Genomic DNA, 16,884 nt, shown 5'->3' with positions numbered 1-16,884 from the left:
CCCCTAGCGCTCCAGAAGGACACCGGCGGTGTCGGTCCAGCTGACCCAGACCGGGTCTTCCCAGGTGATCACGCGCCGCGACAGGCGGCGGGTGTTGGCGGTCTGCGCCTTGACCACATGGCCTGTCGGAAGTTCGACGTGATAGGTCGAGATGTTGCCGAGATAGGCGATATCCAGCACCTTGCCCTTGGTCTTGTTGGCTGCGTCCGCCGGTTCCTCGGTGCTGATGGCGACCTTTTCGGGGCGGATGGCGAAATGGATCTCCTGACCCGCCTCGAACTTGGTGGCGGTGGTGCCGATGATGTCGGGTTGCCCCTCGGCCCAGTGAATGGCGACCTTCTCACCATTCGGTTTGGCGCGGCCCGAAATGATGTTCACGTCACCGATGAAGTCCGCGACATAGACCGAATTCGGCGCTTCGTATATCTGCGCCGGGGTGGCGACCTGAATGATCTGGCCTTCGTCCATCACCGCCACGCGGCTTGCCACGGTCATCGCCTCTTCCTGATCGTGGGTCACGATGACAAAGGTGGTGCCGGTCTTTTCCTGAATGTCCATGAGTTCGAACTGGGTGTCTTGGCGCAGCTTCTTGTCGAGCGCGCCCAGAGGTTCATCCAGCAAGAGTAGTTTCGGAGCCTTGGCAAGCGAACGGGCAAGGGCCACGCGCTGCCGTTGACCGCCGGAAATCTGGTGCGGCTTTCGTTTGGCGAACTTGCTCAGCCGCGTCAGGCGCAGCATCTCGTCGACGCGCGCCGCGATAGCGTCCTTGTCCTTGCCCTCGCGCTTGAGGCCAAAGGCGATGTTGTCCCAGACCGACAGGTGCGGAAACAGCGCGTAGGACTGGAACATCATGTTCACCGCGCGCTTGTTGGGCGGGATGCGGGCCATGTCCTGCCCGGCGATGAAAATCTGGCCCTTGGTCGGTGCCTCGAACCCCGCCAGCATCCGCATCATCGTGGTCTTGCCGCACCCCGATGGCCCGAGCAGGGCAAAGAATTCCTTTGCGTAGATATCCTGTGTCAGGTTGTCGATCGCTATGAAATCACCGAACCGCTTGGTGACATTGCGAAACTGGATGAGCGGTTTTTCGTCGGGATCGTTCCACGGAGCGAAAACGGTTTGTGACACTTCAGGCACCTCCACGTCATGACAATACCCGGCGGGAACGTCCCGCCGGGTAAAAACAGCCGTCTGGATCAGGTACCCGACTTGACCTTGGTCCACATCCGCGTCAGCGACCGCTGTTCGGCTGGCGGGAACGGTGTTGTGGTGTAAAGTTTTTCGAGTGTCGCTTCGTCCGGATAGATCGCCGGATCGCCGATCACATCCTCGACCAGGAATTCCTTGGAGGCCGCGTTGCCGTTGGCGTAATAGACATAGTTCGACGCCGCCGCCATGTTCTGTGCATCCATGATGAAGTTCAGGAATGTGTGCGCAGCTTCCGGGTTCGGAGCGTCAACCGGTATGGCCATCTGGTCGAACCACATCAGCGCACCTTCGACAGGAGCGTTAAAGACCACTTCGACGCCATTGTCTGCTTCGGCAGCGCGGTCGCGGGCCTGCAGGATGTCGCCGGACCAGCCGAACGCCACGCAGATATCCCCATTCGCCAGCGCGTTGATGTATTCAGAGCTGTGGAACTTCTGGATATAAGGACGTACGGCCATCAGCACTTCTTCGGCTGCGGCCAGCGCCTCGTCATCCTTGCGGTCGGGGTCGAGCCCCGCATAGGTCAGGGCAGCCGGGATCATCTCGGTCGGCGCGTCCAGCACATGCACGCCGCAGGATGCCAGCTTTTCCATGTTCTCCGGGTTGAAGATCAGGTCGAGCGATGCGATCGGTGCATCTTCGCCAAGGACTTCCTTGACCTTGTTGATGTTGGCGCCAATGCCGGTGGTGCCCCACATGTAGTTGATCGAGTATTCGTTGTTCGGATCGTATTGTTCGGTTCGCGCTTCGATCACGTCCCACATGTTGTCGAGGTTCGGCAGCTTGGACGCGTCCAGTTTCTGGAAGGCACCGGCCTGGATCTGGCGTTGCAGGAAGGTGCCTGTCGGCACGACGACATCGTAGCCCGATCCACCGGCCAGCATCTTGGTTTCCAAGAGCTCGTTGCTGTCGAACACGTCGTAGATCAGGTCGATCCCGGTTTCTTCCTCGAACTTGGAAAGCAGCGCTTCGTCGATATAGTCAGACCAGTTGTAGACGCGCACTTCCTGAGCATTGGCGAGTGAAGCCAGAAGTACGGCACCTGCGGTCATTGTCAGCAGATGAGTTTTCATGAAAGTCTCCCGTTGATCCCAGGGCACTTGCGGCCCTATGGATTTGAATTTGATCAAATCTTGCCCGGTCTGGCAATAGAGATGATGTTTTCATGCCCGCCGAGAACGTGCAAGATGACTTGTCAGGGGCAGACAATCGGGCATTGTGCCCAAAGTCGCAGCAGTTCACGAGGACAGACATGGCCGGACGCATATTGATGAAGCCCGTTGCCGACACCTTTCGATTGCCAGCGCATGAACTGGTCTATCGCCAATTGCGCGATCAGATTCTGTTCGGGGAGTTTGAGCCGGGACAGCCGGTGACCATCCAGGGATTGACCGAAGCGCTGGGCGTCGGGATGACCCCGGTTCGGGAAGCGCTGCGTCGGTTGACCGCTGCGGGCGCGCTTGAGTTTCTGGGCAACCGCAGGATTGCGGTGCCGGTTCTGGATGCACATGCGATCGACGAATTGAGCATTGCGCGCAAGGCGCTCGAGCCGGAACTGGCGCGTCGGGCCGCACAACGCGCGACATCGCAGGATGTCCTCAGGTTGGCCGAAATCGACCAGCGTCTGGACGCCGCGATCCGGCGTGGAGATGTGCAGCGATACCTGGTCGAGAACCACAGCTTTCACGCCGATCTCAACACGCTCGCGCAGGCTCCGATCCTGACCGAAATGGTGGACCGCCTGTGGTTGCGCTTTGGTCCGTCGCTGCGGGTTGTCTGCGGCCAATTCGGCACGCGCAACCTGCCGGACCGTCACAAGGATGTGCTGGCTGCCCTTGCGTCAAATAACGGTGAGGCCGCAGCCGAGGCAATGATGGGGGATGTGGCGCAGGGAATGGAACAAATCCGGCAGGGACTCGCCTGATTCGATTGACTTGAAATAATTTGATCATATTTTGACGGCAAGCTTCGAATAAGGATCTGTTCCAATGGCCGTCATCACCAATCACATGCCCACATCCGAATTGCAGGCGCTGGACGCCGCGCATCACATGCATCCGTTCACGCATGGTACCGGTCTTGCCGGCAAGGGCGTGCGGGTGATCACGCGCGCGAACGGGGTGTGGCTCACCGATAGTGACGGAAACCGCATTCTTGACGGGATGGCCGGGCTTTGGTGCGTGAATATCGGCTACGGTCGCAAGGAACTGGCCCAGGCCGCCGCGCGTCAGATGGAAGAGCTGCCATTCTACAACACGTTCTTCCAGACGACCCATGTGCCCGCAATCGCGCTGTCTCAAAAGCTGGCGGAACTGGCGCCCGAGGGCTTCAACCACGTTTTCTTCGCAGGCTCGGGTTCCGAGGCGAATGACACCAATCTGCGGATGGTGCGCACCTACTGGGCCGAAAAGGGTCAGCCCGAGCGGAACATCGTGATCTCGCGCTGGAACGCTTATCACGGGTCGTCGGTGGGTTCCGGTTCACTGGGCGGCATGAAGGGCATGCACATGCAGGGCGGCATGCCGATCCCGGACATCCATCATATCGACCAGCCGAACTGGTGGGCCGAAGGCGGCGACATGACACCCGAGGAATTCGGCCTTGAACGGGCGCGTCAGTTGGAAACAGCCATTCAGGAGTTGGGGCCTGAACGGGTCGGTGCCTTTATCGCAGAGCCGGTGCAGGGCGCCGGTGGCGTGATCGTCCCGCCCGAAACCTACTGGCCCGAGATCCAGCGCATCGTCGACAAGTACGGCATCCTGCTGATCGCGGACGAGGTGATCTGCGGATTTGGTCGCACCGGCAACTGGTTCGGCAGCCAGACCATGAACATTCGCCCACATATCATGACCGTCGCCAAGGGGCTGTCCTCGGGATATCAGCCCATCGGGGGCTCGATCATTTGCGACGAGGTTGCCGAGGTCATCAACGGGGTCGAGTTCAACCACGGCTATACCTATTCGGGGCACCCGGTGGCCTGTGCGGTGGCTCTGGAGAACCTGCGCATCCTTGACGAAGAGGGCATCGTGACCCGCGTGCGCGAAGAGACCGCGCCCTATCTCAAGGAAAAGTTCGAAACCCTGACCGAGCATCCGCTGGTGGGCGAGGCGAAGATCGTCGGCATGATGGGCTCCATCGCGCTGACCCCGGACAAGGCGTCGCGTGCCGCGTTCGAGTCAGAGGCGGGAACTGTCGGGTTTATCTGCCGCGAACGGTGCTTTGCCAACAACCTTGTCATGCGCCACGTCGGGGATCGAATGATCATCTCTCCGCCGCTGGTGATCTCGAAAGACGAAATCGACATATTGATTGCGCGGGCTTGGCAGTCGCTCGACGAGTGTCATGCAAAGCTCAAGGAAGACGGTCTGATGAAGGCGCGCGTGGCCAGCTGACGCAGCTCAGCCCTTTGCCAGCGTGTGTTCGTATCTCTGACGCGCCACTTCCTCATGCGCCTCTGCCTTGCGGCTGTCCGCGAGGCAGGTTTCCACGTAGGACAGGTGATCGACCACGGCCTTTCGCGCGGCGTCCGGGTCCCGCGCCTGTAGCGCGTCGTTGATCGTGCGGTGCTGGTCCAGCAAGGTCGCGCGGGTGGTCTTCTGGCGGAACATGATCTGGCGGTTGTAGAACACGCCTTCGCGCAAAAGCTGGTACATCGACCGCATCATGTGCAGCATGATGACGTTGTGGCTAGCCTCGATGATCGACAGGTGAAACTCGGCATCAAGCGCCGCCTCATCCCCCGGATTGCGCTTTTGATGCGCGGCTTCCATGCGTTCGAACACCGTGTTGATGACCTTCAGATCGGTGTCCGACGCCAGCCTTGCAGCCCGTTCGGCAGCCAGCCCTTCCATGTCCTTGCGGAAGGACAGGTAATCGAGCACGGCTTCGTCATAATTGGCGAACAGCTGGATCAGCGCATCGGAAAACGCCGATCCCAGCACATCGGCCACGTAGACACCCGCACCGGCACGGCTGGTCAGCAGACCGCGATCCGACAGGTCGGCGATGGATTCCCGCAGCGACGGGCGTGACACGGCCAGACGCTCGGCCAGTTCCCGTTCGGACGGCAGGCGTTCGCCGGGGCGCAGGATGCCCTGTAGAATCAGTTTTTCGATCTGCCGCGTGACCGAGGTCGACAGCTTTTCAGGAGTGACGGGTTGGAAGGGCATGATGCTCGCAACGGGTTTGATTGGTCAAATGATATGACCGATTTACCCCATGAGCAAGTTACCACCGCGTGAGCGCATCCTCGTCTTCGTCCTTGGCGGCGACCCAGCTTGTCTCTCCGGTCGCGGCATGTTCCTTTTTCCAGAACGGTGCGCGGGATTTGAGATAGTCCATCAGGTATTCTGCCGCCTCGAACGCGTCCTTGCGATGGGGTGCGGCGGTGGCAACCATCATGATCTTTTCGCCCGGCTCCATCCGCCCGTAGCGATGGATCACCAGAACGTCGCCCAAAAACCAGCGGTTGCGCGCCTCGTCCGCGATGGCCTCCAGCGCCTTTTGGGTCATGCCGGGGTAATGTTCGATCTCCATCGCATCGAGCCCGCCCTTGCCGAAATCCCGCACCACGCCGGTGAAGGTGACAATCGCGCCCATGTCGTGACGGCCAACCGCAAACGCCTCGGCCTCGGCGCCGAAATCGAACGGTGCCTCCTGAACGACGACCCGCATCAGCCGCCCGTCATCGGGGGGAAAAACGCCACTTCCCGCGCGCCCTTGATCGACGCGTCGAAATCGGTGAGTTCCTGATCCACCGCCACGCGCAGCGCGCTCAGGTCGGAAAAGGCGAGATCATAGCGATCCTCGCGGGCCCTCAGTTCCGCCACCAGATCGGCCACGGTTTCGGCGTCGGTTGTCACCTTTTCCTTGGGCAATCCGATCCGTTCGCGGACCCATGCGAAATAGAGAACGTCCATCCGATCAATCCTTCAAAAATGGCAGCGCCTTGCGGAAATAATCCCAGCCGGTGATCAGGGTCAGGAACGCCGCCAGCCACAGGAGCAAGAGCCCGACATTGCCGGTCCAGACAGTTCCCGCGTGTTTCCACCAAAGCCCGTGCAGGTCTTCAATGTCACCCATCATCACGCCCTCGAATATCTCGGGGCTCATGCCCATGGCAGACATACCAAGGTAGTGTTCGAAGACGCCCTGAGCGAACAGCACGGCGATGGCGACCATCTGCAGCGTGGTCTTCCACTTGGCCAGTTGGGTCACTTTCAGCGTGCCCGCCGTATCGCCCAGAAATTCGCGCAGGCCAGAGACGAACACTTCGCGGAACAGGATGAAGGTGGCGGGCAGGACAAGCCAGGGCGACATCGACGAATAGCCCACGATCACCATCAGCGCGATCACCACCATCGCCTTGTCGGCAATCGGGTCCAGCATCGCGCCCAGCTTGGTTTCCTGCTTCCATTCTCGGGCAAGATAGCCATCGACCCAGTCGGTGACCGCCGCCAGAACGAAAAGGATCAGAGCGAACCAATCCGCAGCAGGGCGCGAGAAGTAGAGAAACATCAATGCCAGTCCCGGCGCAGCCAGAAGTCGCAGAACAGTCAGGATATTTGGCACCGTCATGGTCATGCCCTTTACCTATCGTGCCTTCCGGAGACTGAAAAGGCGGCGTTTTGGTGTTTTTCGGAACTCCACCCAGTGACGCGGCTGCGCTTTTCCTCAAAACTGGGGTCTGGGGGCGGCTGCTTGCCTGTTCAAGATGTCCAGAAAGCGCGCCCGCGCATCGGGCAGCGGCTTGCCGACCTGGTCTGCGGCCAGCTTGTGTTCGAGAAAATAACCCGTGAGACCAAGGGCTTTGACGATATCGGAATTTTCGGTAGCTCCATTGTCGCGCAGGGCGTCGGGCATGGGCAGCAGCCGGTCCGCCCAGTCGCCCGCGCCCTTGGCCGACACGGCGCGCCCCGATTTCGGCGAAACATAAATCAGGTCGTCGGTCGCGCCCGTCACCGCGCACCGAGCCAGATCGAGGCCATACCCGAGATCCTCCAGAAGCGCGGTTTCCCAGCGGAGATAGGCCAGCGGCCAAAGGTCGGTCTGGTCCAGCAGGTCCAGAAGGTTCTGCGTCTGCGCATAGAGGGCAGGATGCGGTTCGCGTTCGGGCAGCACAAACGCCAAAAGAGAGAGGGTGGCGTTCAGACCCGCCAGCGTTGTCCGGTTCTGCATCGCAATCGCCGCGCGCGAGCGTTGAAGCTCCACCGTAAAGCTGCCCAGGTGATCCTCTAGCCGCGCCCGCCATGCCAGATCAAGCTGTGCGCCCGGTTGCAGGGTCGGGGCCACCTTGCGTGATGCTCCGCCACGGACCACACCGGCGTGCCGTCCGCGATCCGGGGTGAACACGTCGATGATCATCGAACTTTCGCCGTGTCGGCGGCTGCTCAGAAGGATACCTGTGTCGCGCCAGTCCATGCCGCGATGTTAGCCCGACAGCCCGTCTTCATCCAGAAGATGCCGCCCGGTGCGATCCTCGACCTCGATCACCCAGAGATCGCTGTCAAAGCTGCGCTGCCTCGCGATGCTGGCGTCGACATCCGCCTCTGTGCCATCCGCGAGAACCTGCCAGCTGCGGTCGCCGCTCATCAGATCGTACTGGCGCACGAACGCCTTTGCCTGGCCGTCAAGCGTGTTGAGCTTGACCAGAATGGCCCCTGCCGTGTCGTCGCCATGAGCGGTGACAAAGGCCGGTATATCGAACAGCGACAGACGGCGCAGATAGGCCTGCACCCAGAACCCGCTGGCCAGCCTTGCCTCAGCCATTGCCGTCCTTGAAATCGAGACCCATCTCGGAATAGCGCTCGGCCTCGTCGAGCCATTTCTCTCGAACCTTCACCTGCATGAACAGGTGGATGCGACGGCCAAGGAACTCTTCAAGCTCCTCGCGCGCGGCCTTGCTGATCGCCTTGATGGTCTCGCCCTTGTTGCCAAGCACGATGCCCTTGTGACCATCGCGGATCACGTAGATCACCTGATCGATCCGCGCCGACCCGTCGTCGCGCTCTTCCCAGTGCTCGGTCTCGACCGTCAGTTGGTAGGGCAATTCCTGATGCAGGCGCAGGGTCAGCTTTTCGCGGGTCATCTCGGCGGCGATCATGCGCAGCGGCAGATCCGCGATCTGGTCTTCGGGATAGAGCCACGGGCTTTCGGGCAGTTCCTGCGCCAGCCATGTGCGCAGGGCTTTGACGCCATGGCCCTTTTCGGCCGAGATCAGGAAGGTCTCGGTAAAGGGAAACTTTTCGTTCATCTTCTGCATCAGCGCCAGGAGCCTTGGCGCTTCGACACGGTCGATCTTGTTGATGGCCAGCGCGACAGGGCGCTTGCCCACGACTTCGCCGAGGTTGTCAAGAATCGCCTCGACCCCTTCGGTGATCCCGCGATGCGCTTCGATCAGCAGCACCACGATATCGGCATCCGATGCCCCGCTCCAGGCGGCAGCGACCATCGCACGGTCCAGACGGCGGCGCGGCTTGAACAGGCCCGGCGTGTCCACCAGAACGATCTGCGCGTCGCCTTCCATGGCAACACCACGGATGCGCGCGCGGGTGGTCTGCACCTTGTGGGTGACGATGGACACCTTCGCGCCGACCATCTGATTGGTCAGCGTGGATTTGCCCGCATTGGGCTCTCCGATCAAGGCGACGAAACCGGCGCGGGTGGTCATAGCAACATCCATATCCTGAAGTCCGGCTTCATACGCCAGATCGCGGCACAGAGCCAGCCCCGACTTTGCGGCCGCTGCGCACAAGGGTGTAAACGCCGCTGCCGACGATCAGGGTGGCCCCGATCAGGGTCAGCGCATCGGGGCGTTCCCCGAACACGAAATAGGCGAAGACCAGCGCGATCAAGAGGCGCGAATATCGGAACGGGGCCACGACAGACACTTCGCCGGTGCGCATCGCCTTGGTCAGCGCGCTGTATCCCACCAGACCGGCCAACCCTGTGCCCATGAGCAAAGTCAGCGCAGGCAGGCTTGGGGCCGAGAACGGCGCTGTTTCGAACAGGGTGATCACGCAGCCGGCGATAAACACCATGAGAAAGCCAAGGATGCCCAGCTGCGTCGCGGAGACTTCGGGCGGGCTGGCGCGGGTCATCAGGTCACGTCCGGCAAATCCGATCATGCCCAGCACCGCAAAGATCGCCGTCGCATCGAACCCCGACGGTGTCGGTCGCAGGATCAGGATCACCCCGGCAAAGCCCACGGACATCGCCATCCAACGGCGCAGTCCGACCTTTTCCTTGAGCACCAGCGCCGCCCCCAGCGTCACGACCAGAGGTGCGGCCTGAAGGATCGCGGATGTGGTCGACAGGGGCGCAAAGGCAAGTGCCAAGGCAAAGAACAGCCGCCCGAGGATCTCGAAGGCCGAGCGGATGAGCAGCGGTCCCTCGATATAGGCGTGACTGACCAGTGGTTCCTTGCGCCAGAGCGCGTAGAGCACGAAAAAGCCGGTCCCGAACACCCCGAACAGCATCGTTCCCACACCGGCAGACACATCACCGGTGCCGGTGGCCGCCTTGAAGAACACGTCTTCGATGGCAAAGCCCAGCATGGCCAGCACCATGAACAGGCTGCCGCGCAGGTTGTCGGTCAAGACCCGCTCTTTTCGACGGTGGCAAGAAGCGTTTTCGCCGCCGCCTGTTCGGCCAGCCGTTTTGACCCGGCCTTGGCCTTGGCGCTTTGGCCATCAGCCAAACGCACTTCGATGACGAAAACCGGCGCGTGATCCGGTCCGTCTCGGGACAGCTCGACATAGCTGGGCGGTGGCATGGTACGGGCCTGCGCCCATTCCTGAAGCGCGGTCTTGGCATCCCGCGCATCGTCCTCGACCGATCCGATACGCTGGCCCCAAAGCCGCAGCACCAGCGTCTTGGCCGCGTCGAACCCGGCGTCCAGATAGACCGCGGCAATCACCGCTTCCATGGCGTCACCCAGAAGCGCCTGCTTGCGCCGGCCCCCGGACAGCATTTCCGACCGTCCCAGTTTCAATGCCGCTCCAAGGTCGATCTCGCGGGCGACATCAGCACAGGCTTCCTTGCGCACCAGCGCGTTGAATCGCGGTGCAAGCTGGCCCTCGGTGGCACCTGTGTCGCTGGCCAGCAGCGCCTCGGCCATGACAAGGCCAAGGACCCGGTCGCCCAGAAATTCCAACCGCTGGTTGTCTTCGCGATTGGCTCCGGCGCGCGACGAATGGGTCACGGCGCGAACGAGCAACTCGGGGCGGTCGAACCGATGCCCCAAACGCTCCGACAGCGCTTGAAGGTCAGCCGAGAGTTTCACTATTCGATCTTCTCGAAAAAGCGGTCGCCGCGCCATGTCCAGAAGAACAGCATGGAATTCCCGGCGGACGAGAACATCACGCGGTTGGCCTTGCCGATCAGGTTTTCGAAGGGAACAAAGCCGACACCGCCCGCCACGCTGGGGACGCGGCTGTCCGAGGAATTGTCGCGGTTGTCACCCATCATGAAGTAATGGCCTTCGGGCACATTGTAGACCGGAGTGTTGTCCGACCCCTGGTTGCCGATGTTCAGGATCGAATACGACCGGCCATTGGGCAGCGTTTCCTCGAAGCGTTCCTTGATGCAGGTGCCGCCGGTGCCGACCGGACCGTTGGCGCAGCGCGGGCGCAGCCCTTGCGGACCTTGCGGTGCGGCGTCTTCCACGAAATCCGGTTGCTGGTCCAACTCGACAGGCGTGCCGTTGATATGCAGTACACCGCGGATCATCTGGATCTGGTCTCCGGGCATCCCGATCACGCGCTTGATGAAATCGCGCCCGGTCACAGGGTGACGGAACACCGCGACATCGCCACGGTCCGGTTCAGAGCCGAACAGACGGCTGTTGTCGCCATCGGCCCATCCGCACAGGTCCTTGGCGTCGATATCGATGCCGACGGCGGGCAGATAGAGCGAGGGGCAGGAGGCGTAGGAATAGCCGTAGGACATCTTGTTGACGAAGAGGAAATCCCCGATCAGAAGCGTTTCTTTCATCGATCCCGAAGGAATCCAGAAGGGCTGGAAAAACAGGGTCCGGAACACGCCTGCGATCAGCAGCGCGTAGACGATGGTTTTGATCGTCTCGACGATCCCGCCGCTTTTCTTGGATTCAGACGCCATGTTCCTGCCTTTTGCTCGATTGTCCCGCGCTTCATGAGCGGGGGCGCAGCGGGTGTCAAGCCAAGGGGGCGTTACTTGGGCCGCGCCTCGATCAGCACGGTGGCCTGCGCCCAGGGGTGATCGTCGGTCAGGGTGACGTGGATGATTGCTACGTGCCCCGCGGGGGTGAGATCGTCGAGGCGTCGTTTGGCCCAACCGGTGACCTCCATCACGGGTTGGCCGGTGTGCAGATTGCGCACCGACATGTCCTTCCAGGCGATGCCCATGCGCAGCCCGGTGCCAAGCGCCTTCGAGCACGCCTCCTTCGCGGCCCAGCGTTTGGCATAGGTGCCCGCCACATCGCGGCGGCGTTCGGCCTTGCGCTGTTCGGTCTCGGTGAAGATGCGGTTGCGGAACCGGTCACCGAACCGCTCCAGCGTGGCCGCGATGCGGTCGATATTGGCCAGATCCGTTCCGATCCCGATGATCATGCGCCACCTCCGGTCGGGGCGAACATCGGAAAGCTCACGCCAAGCGCCCAGGCGAGGATGATGCCGAGGGCGATGCCCGCCACGAGCGGTCCGGCGCGTTTGCCGAAGGCCCGGCCCATCGCGCCGTGAATGAAGAAAAATAGAACGATCACCGGAGCAATGATCAGTAAAAAGAACAATCCCTCAAGATCGAGGGCCACCGCGATCCCGAGCGACACTAATAGTGCCAGCCGTGCCGCGATGCGCCGCCAGATCGAGGCCTTCCAGACCAGTTGCGCATCCGCCACCATGAACGGGATCGCCCCGATCACCAGTGCCGCGATGATGGGCAGCCGTTCCGCGATGGGAAAGAAATTCGCCCCATACCGGTCCAGCGCAAAGCCGAACACGCCAATACCCCAGGCCAGCAGCGCCAGGAGGGCGATGGCAAAGGGGCCAAATCCGGCCCAGCCAAGGGCAAGTGGTCCCCACAGCCAGCGCTGCAACATCAGGCCAAGCAGGCCGAACACTCCCAGATGAATGGCGAGGTAATCCGCGACGAGCACGGGAAGAACGCCGAAATCCAGCGGCAGCGCGATGAACGGCGTGACGAGTGCGGGCACAGCCAGCGTTGCGGCAAAGCGCGCGGTGCCGGGTTGGTGGCTGGGGGGCAGATCGACCCTGGGAACCAATATCCCTGCCACAGCGCCGGCCAGAACGGTGATCGCCGCCATCAGCGCCAGAAAGGCCCAGCCGGTGGGCGGGGCTGAGACAATTCTGTCACGGTCATAGGCGCGGTTGAACCAGTCCAACGTAGCCTCGCGCCCGGCACGGGAGTGCAGAATTGCAACATGCTCGGTCCACGGGGCAACCATTGCTGCGCGGATCACCTCGCCCTGTTGCACGATCTCCCCTTCCTGCGCGTCGGGTCTGACCATCTGAACGGCATCGACCCCGAAGTCGCGCAGGTGCGGTTCCCACTGACCGGCGATCAGCAGCATGTCCTTGGGCTGTTCCGGGGTCACCGCCTGCGAGAAAGCAGAGAGCAGGACAAGCGGCCCGGTCTCGGTCTCGACGGCCACGCGGATCAGCACATCCGTCGCCATCGAATGCCCCAGCAGGGCCACCGGCGTGCCGTCTGCCACGTCGTCGATGACCGCCCGCGTCTGGTCGACAAGCAACCGGGTCGTCCCTTCGATTTGGGTCACGTCGCCTGACATCGGCAAAGGGTGCGCGCCATGGCCTTCGAAGTCGAACATGTGCACCCGGTAACCTGCCTGCGCGAGGATCAGGCCGTAGCCCTGCATCATCTCGCGCGAGCCTGCAAAGCCATGCGCGATGACCACATTGGGACCGTCCGCGCCGTCCTGGGCCAGTGTCGTGACAGGCGTCTGACCGACAAAGCGGTCGGTGAACGCCACGCCGGAGCGCGCCGTTTCCAGAACGTAAATCGCGATACCGGCGATCAGGATCGCCAGAAAGGTCAGGACCGGGCGCGCCATGGGTTTGCGTCAGGCCCGCGCGGCATCCATGAGGCGACGCATTTCGGCAATCGCCGGGCTCAACCCCCGGAACACCGATTCCCCGATCAGGAAATGCCCGATGTTCAACTCGACAACCTCGGGGAAGGCGGCAACCGGGGCGACGGTCTCGTAGTTCAGGCCGTGACCGGCATGCACTTCGAGGCCCAGCGAATGAGCATAGGCGGACATCTCGCGCATCATCTTCAACTCGCGGTCGCGCGTTTCGATGTCGCCCTCGGCATGGGCATCGCAATAGGCGCCGGTGTGCAGTTCGATGACCTGCGCGCCGATGCGGTGTGCTGCGGTGATCTGGCGTTCATCGGCACCGATGAAGATCGACACCCGGCAGCCCGCCTCGCGCAGCGGCGCGATGAAACCCGCCAGCTTGTTCTCCTCGCGCGCGACCTCGAGCCCGCCTTCGGTGGTGCGTTCCTCGCGTTTTTCGGGGACGATGCACACGGCATGGGGTTTGTGGCGCAGCGCGATCTTCTGCATCTCGTCAGTCGCGGCCATCTCGAAATTCAGCGGCACGCGCAGGGCATCCATGAGACGGTCGATATCGCTGTCGATGATGTGCCGGCGGTCTTCGCGCAGATGCGCGGTAACGCCATCAGCCCCGGCCTCTTCGGCGAGTTGTGCCGCGCGCACCGGATCGGGAAGGTCACCGCCGCGCGCATTGCGCAGGGTGGCCACGTGGTCGATATTCACACCGAGCCGCAAGCGGCCTGCATAGTCAGTCATCTCTGCCTCCATCCATTGAGGCTGAACCTAGTCCGCCGCCTAACCGTCGTCAGCCTGTTTCTTCTTTTTCTTCAAAGAGGCCAGTTTCGCCTTGAGCGCCCCCTTGCGGCGGTTCTGGTAGGCACGGATCAGCGGCACCGACAAGTAGTAGGCGATCAGGCCGCAGATGATGCCGGGAAGGATGCCGCCGACCAGCCAGGGAAAGAACACCTCGTCATAAAAAAGGTGCAGGCCTTCCCAGTTCGCCTTGGCGTCGGTGAAGATGGCCATGAAGTTGCGCCACAGGTCTTCTCCGGCCTTGGCGAACTTGTAGCCAATGCTGCCATGCGCGTGCCGGATTTCGCCAAGCCCCAAAAGCCAGTAGCCGGTTTGCAAGGAGGCCACGCTGATCGGCACATAGGTCAGGGGGTTGCCGAAAAACGTCGACAGCAAAGCGGCAAGGATGTTCCCGCGCATCACCCAGGCAATGATGCCGGCGGTCAGGAAGTGCAGGCCGTAGAAGGGGGTGAACGTCGTCAACACGCCGGCAAAGATGCCGCGCGCGATCCGTTCCGGAGGGTCGGGCAGGCGGTTCAGACGGTGCTGGACATAGCGGGCCGCACGTGTCCAGCCGCCGCGCGGCCAAAGCGCCTCGCGGAGCGTGATCAGGATCGATCGCCTGTCCCGCCGTTTGAATACCAACTCGCGTCCCTTCGATCTTCTTACTCGGCCGCGGCCGCTTGCATCGACAATGCAGGATCGCGCCGACGCACCACGGACGCAACATCGCTTTCCGCTTCGAGCGCCGACATGACCGCGTGCAGATGATTTGCATCACTCAGGTCGATGTCTAGTAGCAGTTTGTAAAAGTCAGGTTTGCGATCCACAAAAATCAGGTCTGAAATATTTGCCTTTTTTTCCCCGATCAATGTGCAAATCCGTCCCAGCACGCCCGCATCGTTGCCAATCGTCAACTCAAGTGAAACGGCATAGACCGGCGCGTGGTTCCCTGCGGCCCAGTGCAGATCGAGCCACCGCGACGGTTGGTCTTCATATGCGGCGAGTGCGCCGCAATCGATCGAATGGACGATCACACCCTTGCCGCGCTGCACGATGCCGACGATCCGTTCGCCGGGAAGCGGCTGACAGCACGGGGCGCGGTCGAACCCCTGCCGCTTGTCGAGCCCGATGACCGCGCTTTGCAGTTCGATGAAGTCTGACGGTTCTGGTGCGAGATCGGGATAGACGGCAGCAACGACGTCGCGCGCCGACATTTCCGCACTTCCCAGACGGGCCAGCAGTTCCTGCGCGTCTGAAATCCGCAGGTTGCGGGCGGCCATTTCGAGCACCTTGTCGCTGGCCTTTTTGCCCACATTCTCGAAGGCGGAGCGGGCCAGTTCACGGCCAAGCTGGGCAAACCGTTCGCGCCCGGCCTCACGCAGCTCGCGGCGGATGGCCGACTTGGCCTTTCCCGTCGTGGCGATGTCCAGCCATGTCGCCTGCGGGGTCTGGCCCTCGGCGGTGACGATATCGACGGATTGTCCGTTCTTCAGACGGGTCCAGAGCGGCACGCGGAGGCCATCGACCTTTGCGCCGACGCAGCCCGAGCCGATCCGGGTGTGGATGGCATAGGCGAAATCGAGCGGCGTCGCGCCGCGCGGCAGTTTCACCACATCACCCTTGGGGGTGAAGCAGAACACCTTGTCGGGATACATCTCGAGCTTGACCGCCTCGAGGAAATCCTCGTGGTCGTCTTCGCCGACGAATTGTTCGGTCAGCGATGCGACCCATTTGGCCGGATCAACCGCAAAGGGGTTTTCGCTGCGCACGCCGTCGCGGTAGGACCAATGGGCGGCCACGCCAGTTTCGGCAACATCATGCATCTGGCGGGTGCGGATCTGCACCTCGACGCGCTTGCCGTCGCGGCCCGAGACGGTGGTGTGGATCGATCGGTAGCCGTTTGATTTGGGTTCGCTGATGTAATCCTTGAATCGTCCCGGAATCGCGCGCCACCTCTGGTGAATGACGCCCAGAGTGGCATAGCAATCGGCCTTGGAGTGGGTGATGATCCGGAAGCCGTAGATGTCGGAGAGACGGGAAAACCCGATCTCCTTTTCCTGCATCTTGCGCCAGATCGAAAAAGGTTTCTTGGCGCGACCAAAAACCTCGGTCTCGAGCCCGGCCTTTTCCAACTCGTGCCGCATGTCACCGGTGATCCGGTGGATCACGTCGCCGGTTTCCTTTTGCAGGGTGATGAAACGGCGGATGATGCTGGCGCGGCCTTCGGCGTTGAGGACGCGGAACGCCAGATCCTCAAGCTCTTCGCGCATCCATTGCATGCCCATGCGCCCGGCGAGCGGCGCATAGATGTCCATGGTCTCGCGCGCCTTCTGGATCTGCTTTTCGGGCTTCATCGCCTTGATCGTGCGCATATTGTGCAGACGGTCGGCGAGCTTCACGAGGATGACGCGCAAGTCCTTGGACATGGCCATGAACAGCTTGCGGAAATTCTCGGCCTGTTTGGTCTCGGAACTGGACAGCTGGAGGTTGGTCAGCTTGGTGACCCCATCGACCAGCATCGCGACTTCGTTGCCAAAGCGCAGGGCCACTTCGGCATAGGTGGATTTGGTGTCTTCGATGGTGTCGTGCAAAAGGGCGGTGATGATGGTGGCATCATCAAGCTGTTGTTCGGTCAGGATGGCGGCAACGGCGACAGGATGCGAGAAATAGGGCTCTCCGGAATGGCGGAACTGACCCTCGTGCATCGCGCGGCCATAATCATAGGCCGCGCGGATGAGCGTCTCGTTTGTCTTCGGGTTGTAGTTGCGCACCAGCGCAACAAGGTCGTCAGCCGCGATCATCGG

Annotated in this window: 19 protein-coding genes; 2 read left to right on the top strand and 17 right to left on the bottom strand. The window is 61.8% G+C overall.

The window, feature by feature from the left end:
- Window positions 1-3 precede the first annotated feature (3 nt).
- A complete protein-coding gene (locus IEV82_RS01210; RefSeq protein WP_188480123.1) occupies window positions 4-1,128 on the bottom strand; it encodes an ABC transporter ATP-binding protein in 1,125 nt (374 codons plus the stop codon).
- A gap of 68 nt (window positions 1,129-1,196) precedes the next feature.
- The gene (locus tag IEV82_RS01205) at window positions 1,197-2,282 is read right to left on the bottom strand and encodes a polyamine ABC transporter substrate-binding protein (protein WP_188480122.1); all 1,086 of its coding nucleotides are present in this window, start codon (window positions 2,280-2,282) and stop codon (window positions 1,197-1,199) included.
- A 179-nt stretch (window positions 2,283-2,461) separates the two neighbouring features.
- Between IEV82_RS01205 and IEV82_RS01200 the strand changes: the two genes are divergently transcribed.
- Together IEV82_RS01200 and IEV82_RS01195 are read left to right on the top strand one after the other, a co-directional pair.
- A complete protein-coding gene (locus tag IEV82_RS01200) occupies window positions 2,462-3,133 on the top strand; it encodes a GntR family transcriptional regulator (protein ID WP_188480121.1) in 672 nt (223 codons plus the stop codon).
- A 64-nt stretch (window positions 3,134-3,197) separates the two neighbouring features.
- Window positions 3,198-4,601, top strand: coding sequence for an aspartate aminotransferase family protein (locus IEV82_RS01195; RefSeq protein WP_188480120.1), 1,404 nt, complete (start codon window positions 3,198-3,200; stop codon window positions 4,599-4,601).
- Between the two features lie 6 nt (window positions 4,602-4,607).
- Here IEV82_RS01195 and IEV82_RS01190 read toward each other — a convergent pair whose 3' ends face one another.
- From IEV82_RS01190 to IEV82_RS01120, 15 genes are all read right to left on the bottom strand, one after another.
- Window positions 4,608-5,378, bottom strand: coding sequence for an FCD domain-containing protein (locus tag IEV82_RS01190; RefSeq protein WP_188480119.1), 771 nt, complete (start codon window positions 5,376-5,378; stop codon window positions 4,608-4,610).
- A gap of 58 nt (window positions 5,379-5,436) precedes the next feature.
- Window positions 5,437-5,883 carry a molybdenum cofactor biosynthesis protein MoaE gene (locus IEV82_RS01185; RefSeq protein ID WP_188480118.1) on the bottom strand — a complete coding sequence of 149 codons (447 nt, stop codon included), beginning with the start codon at window positions 5,881-5,883 and terminating at the stop codon, window positions 5,437-5,439.
- Window positions 5,883-6,128, bottom strand: coding sequence for a molybdopterin converting factor subunit 1 (moaD, locus tag IEV82_RS01180; protein WP_188480117.1), 246 nt, complete (start codon window positions 6,126-6,128; stop codon window positions 5,883-5,885). The genes IEV82_RS01185 and moaD overlap by 1 nt, the downstream gene beginning before the upstream one ends.
- Window positions 6,129-6,132: 4 nt before the next feature.
- Window positions 6,133-6,792, bottom strand: a complete 660-nt coding sequence (pgsA, locus tag IEV82_RS01175; RefSeq protein ID WP_188480116.1) for a CDP-diacylglycerol--glycerol-3-phosphate 3-phosphatidyltransferase — start codon at window positions 6,790-6,792, stop codon at window positions 6,133-6,135.
- 90 nt (window positions 6,793-6,882) lie between these two features.
- Window positions 6,883-7,629: a DNA repair protein RecO gene (recO, locus tag IEV82_RS01170; RefSeq protein WP_188480115.1), complete on the bottom strand. Its 747-nt coding sequence runs from the start codon at window positions 7,627-7,629 to the stop codon at window positions 6,883-6,885.
- Between the two features lie 9 nt (window positions 7,630-7,638).
- The gene (locus tag IEV82_RS01165; RefSeq protein ID WP_188480114.1) at window positions 7,639-7,977 is read right to left on the bottom strand and encodes a DUF1491 family protein; all 339 of its coding nucleotides are present in this window, start codon (window positions 7,975-7,977) and stop codon (window positions 7,639-7,641) included.
- Window positions 7,970-8,878, bottom strand: coding sequence for a GTPase Era (gene era, locus IEV82_RS01160; protein WP_188480113.1), 909 nt, complete (start codon window positions 8,876-8,878; stop codon window positions 7,970-7,972). The genes IEV82_RS01165 and era overlap by 8 nt, the downstream gene beginning before the upstream one ends.
- 28 nt (window positions 8,879-8,906) lie before the next feature.
- Window positions 8,907-9,806, bottom strand: a complete 900-nt coding sequence (locus IEV82_RS01155; protein ID WP_188480112.1) for a DMT family transporter — start codon at window positions 9,804-9,806, stop codon at window positions 8,907-8,909.
- Window positions 9,803-10,492 carry a ribonuclease III gene (gene rnc / locus IEV82_RS01150; protein ID WP_188480111.1) on the bottom strand — a complete coding sequence of 230 codons (690 nt, stop codon included), beginning with the start codon at window positions 10,490-10,492 and terminating at the stop codon, window positions 9,803-9,805. Before rnc ends, IEV82_RS01155 begins: the two co-directional genes overlap by 4 nt.
- Window positions 10,492-11,328, bottom strand: coding sequence for a signal peptidase I (gene lepB, locus IEV82_RS01145; RefSeq protein WP_188480110.1), 837 nt, complete (start codon window positions 11,326-11,328; stop codon window positions 10,492-10,494). Before lepB ends, rnc begins: the two co-directional genes overlap by 1 nt.
- A 71-nt stretch (window positions 11,329-11,399) precedes the next feature.
- Window positions 11,400-11,798 (bottom strand): holo-ACP synthase, encoded by a 399-nt coding sequence (acpS, locus tag IEV82_RS01140; RefSeq protein ID WP_188480109.1) that lies wholly within the window; start codon window positions 11,796-11,798, stop codon window positions 11,400-11,402.
- Window positions 11,795-13,279 (bottom strand): alpha/beta hydrolase, encoded by a 1,485-nt coding sequence (locus IEV82_RS01135; RefSeq protein WP_188480108.1) that lies wholly within the window; start codon window positions 13,277-13,279, stop codon window positions 11,795-11,797. The genes acpS and IEV82_RS01135 overlap by 4 nt, the downstream gene beginning before the upstream one ends.
- A 9-nt stretch (window positions 13,280-13,288) precedes the next feature.
- Entirely contained in the window at window positions 13,289-14,041 is a 753-nt protein-coding gene (locus tag IEV82_RS01130) for a pyridoxine 5'-phosphate synthase (RefSeq protein WP_188480107.1), read from the bottom strand.
- Between the two features lie 39 nt (window positions 14,042-14,080).
- A complete protein-coding gene (locus IEV82_RS01125) occupies window positions 14,081-14,722 on the bottom strand; it encodes a DUF2062 domain-containing protein (RefSeq protein WP_188480106.1) in 642 nt (213 codons plus the stop codon).
- A gap of 20 nt (window positions 14,723-14,742) precedes the next feature.
- Entirely contained in the window at window positions 14,743-16,881 is a 2,139-nt protein-coding gene (locus IEV82_RS01120; protein WP_188480105.1) for a RelA/SpoT family protein, read from the bottom strand.
- Between the last annotated feature and the right edge of the window lie 3 nt (window positions 16,882-16,884).

Origin of the sequence: Marivita lacus (genome assembly GCF_014637725.1) — a bacterium.
Classification (GTDB): domain Bacteria; phylum Pseudomonadota; class Alphaproteobacteria; order Rhodobacterales; family Rhodobacteraceae; genus Marivita; species Marivita lacus.
The sequence above is the reverse complement of the archived record's forward strand: the minus strand, read 5'-3'. Positions and strand labels throughout refer to the sequence as shown.

What these genes read in the sequence shown, in the direction of transcription:
- IEV82_RS01205 (WP_188480122.1), bottom strand. Translation starts at nt 2,282, where the DNA reads ATGAAAACTCATCTGCTGACAATGACCGCAGGTGCCGTACTTCTGGCT.
- IEV82_RS01200 (WP_188480121.1), top strand. Translation starts at nt 2,462, where the DNA reads ATGGCCGGACGCATATTGATGAAGCCCGTTGCCGACACCTTTCGATTG.
- IEV82_RS01195 (WP_188480120.1), top strand. Translation starts at nt 3,198, where the DNA reads ATGGCCGTCATCACCAATCACATGCCCACATCCGAATTGCAGGCGCTG.
- IEV82_RS01190 (WP_188480119.1), bottom strand. Translation starts at nt 5,378, where the DNA reads ATGCCCTTCCAACCCGTCACTCCTGAAAAGCTGTCGACCTCGGTCACG.
- IEV82_RS01185 (WP_188480118.1), bottom strand. Translation starts at nt 5,883, where the DNA reads ATGCGGGTCGTCGTTCAGGAGGCACCGTTCGATTTCGGCGCCGAGGCC.
- moaD (WP_188480117.1), bottom strand. Translation starts at nt 6,128, where the DNA reads ATGGACGTTCTCTATTTCGCATGGGTCCGCGAACGGATCGGATTGCCC.
- pgsA (WP_188480116.1), bottom strand. Translation starts at nt 6,792, where the DNA reads ATGACCATGACGGTGCCAAATATCCTGACTGTTCTGCGACTTCTGGCT.
- recO (WP_188480115.1), bottom strand. Translation starts at nt 7,629, where the DNA reads ATGGACTGGCGCGACACAGGTATCCTTCTGAGCAGCCGCCGACACGGC.
- IEV82_RS01165 (WP_188480114.1), bottom strand. Translation starts at nt 7,977, where the DNA reads ATGGCTGAGGCAAGGCTGGCCAGCGGGTTCTGGGTGCAGGCCTATCTG.
- era (WP_188480113.1), bottom strand. Translation starts at nt 8,878, where the DNA reads ATGACCACCCGCGCCGGTTTCGTCGCCTTGATCGGAGAGCCCAATGCG.
- lepB (WP_188480110.1), bottom strand. Translation starts at nt 11,328, where the DNA reads ATGGCGTCTGAATCCAAGAAAAGCGGCGGGATCGTCGAGACGATCAAA.
- acpS (WP_188480109.1), bottom strand. Translation starts at nt 11,798, where the DNA reads ATGATCATCGGGATCGGAACGGATCTGGCCAATATCGACCGCATCGCG.
- IEV82_RS01135 (WP_188480108.1), bottom strand. Translation starts at nt 13,279, where the DNA reads ATGGCGCGCCCGGTCCTGACCTTTCTGGCGATCCTGATCGCCGGTATC.
- IEV82_RS01130 (WP_188480107.1), bottom strand. Translation starts at nt 14,041, where the DNA reads ATGACTGACTATGCAGGCCGCTTGCGGCTCGGTGTGAATATCGACCAC.
- IEV82_RS01120 (WP_188480105.1), bottom strand. Translation starts at nt 16,881, where the DNA reads ATGATCGCGGCTGACGACCTTGTTGCGCTGGTGCGCAACTACAACCCG.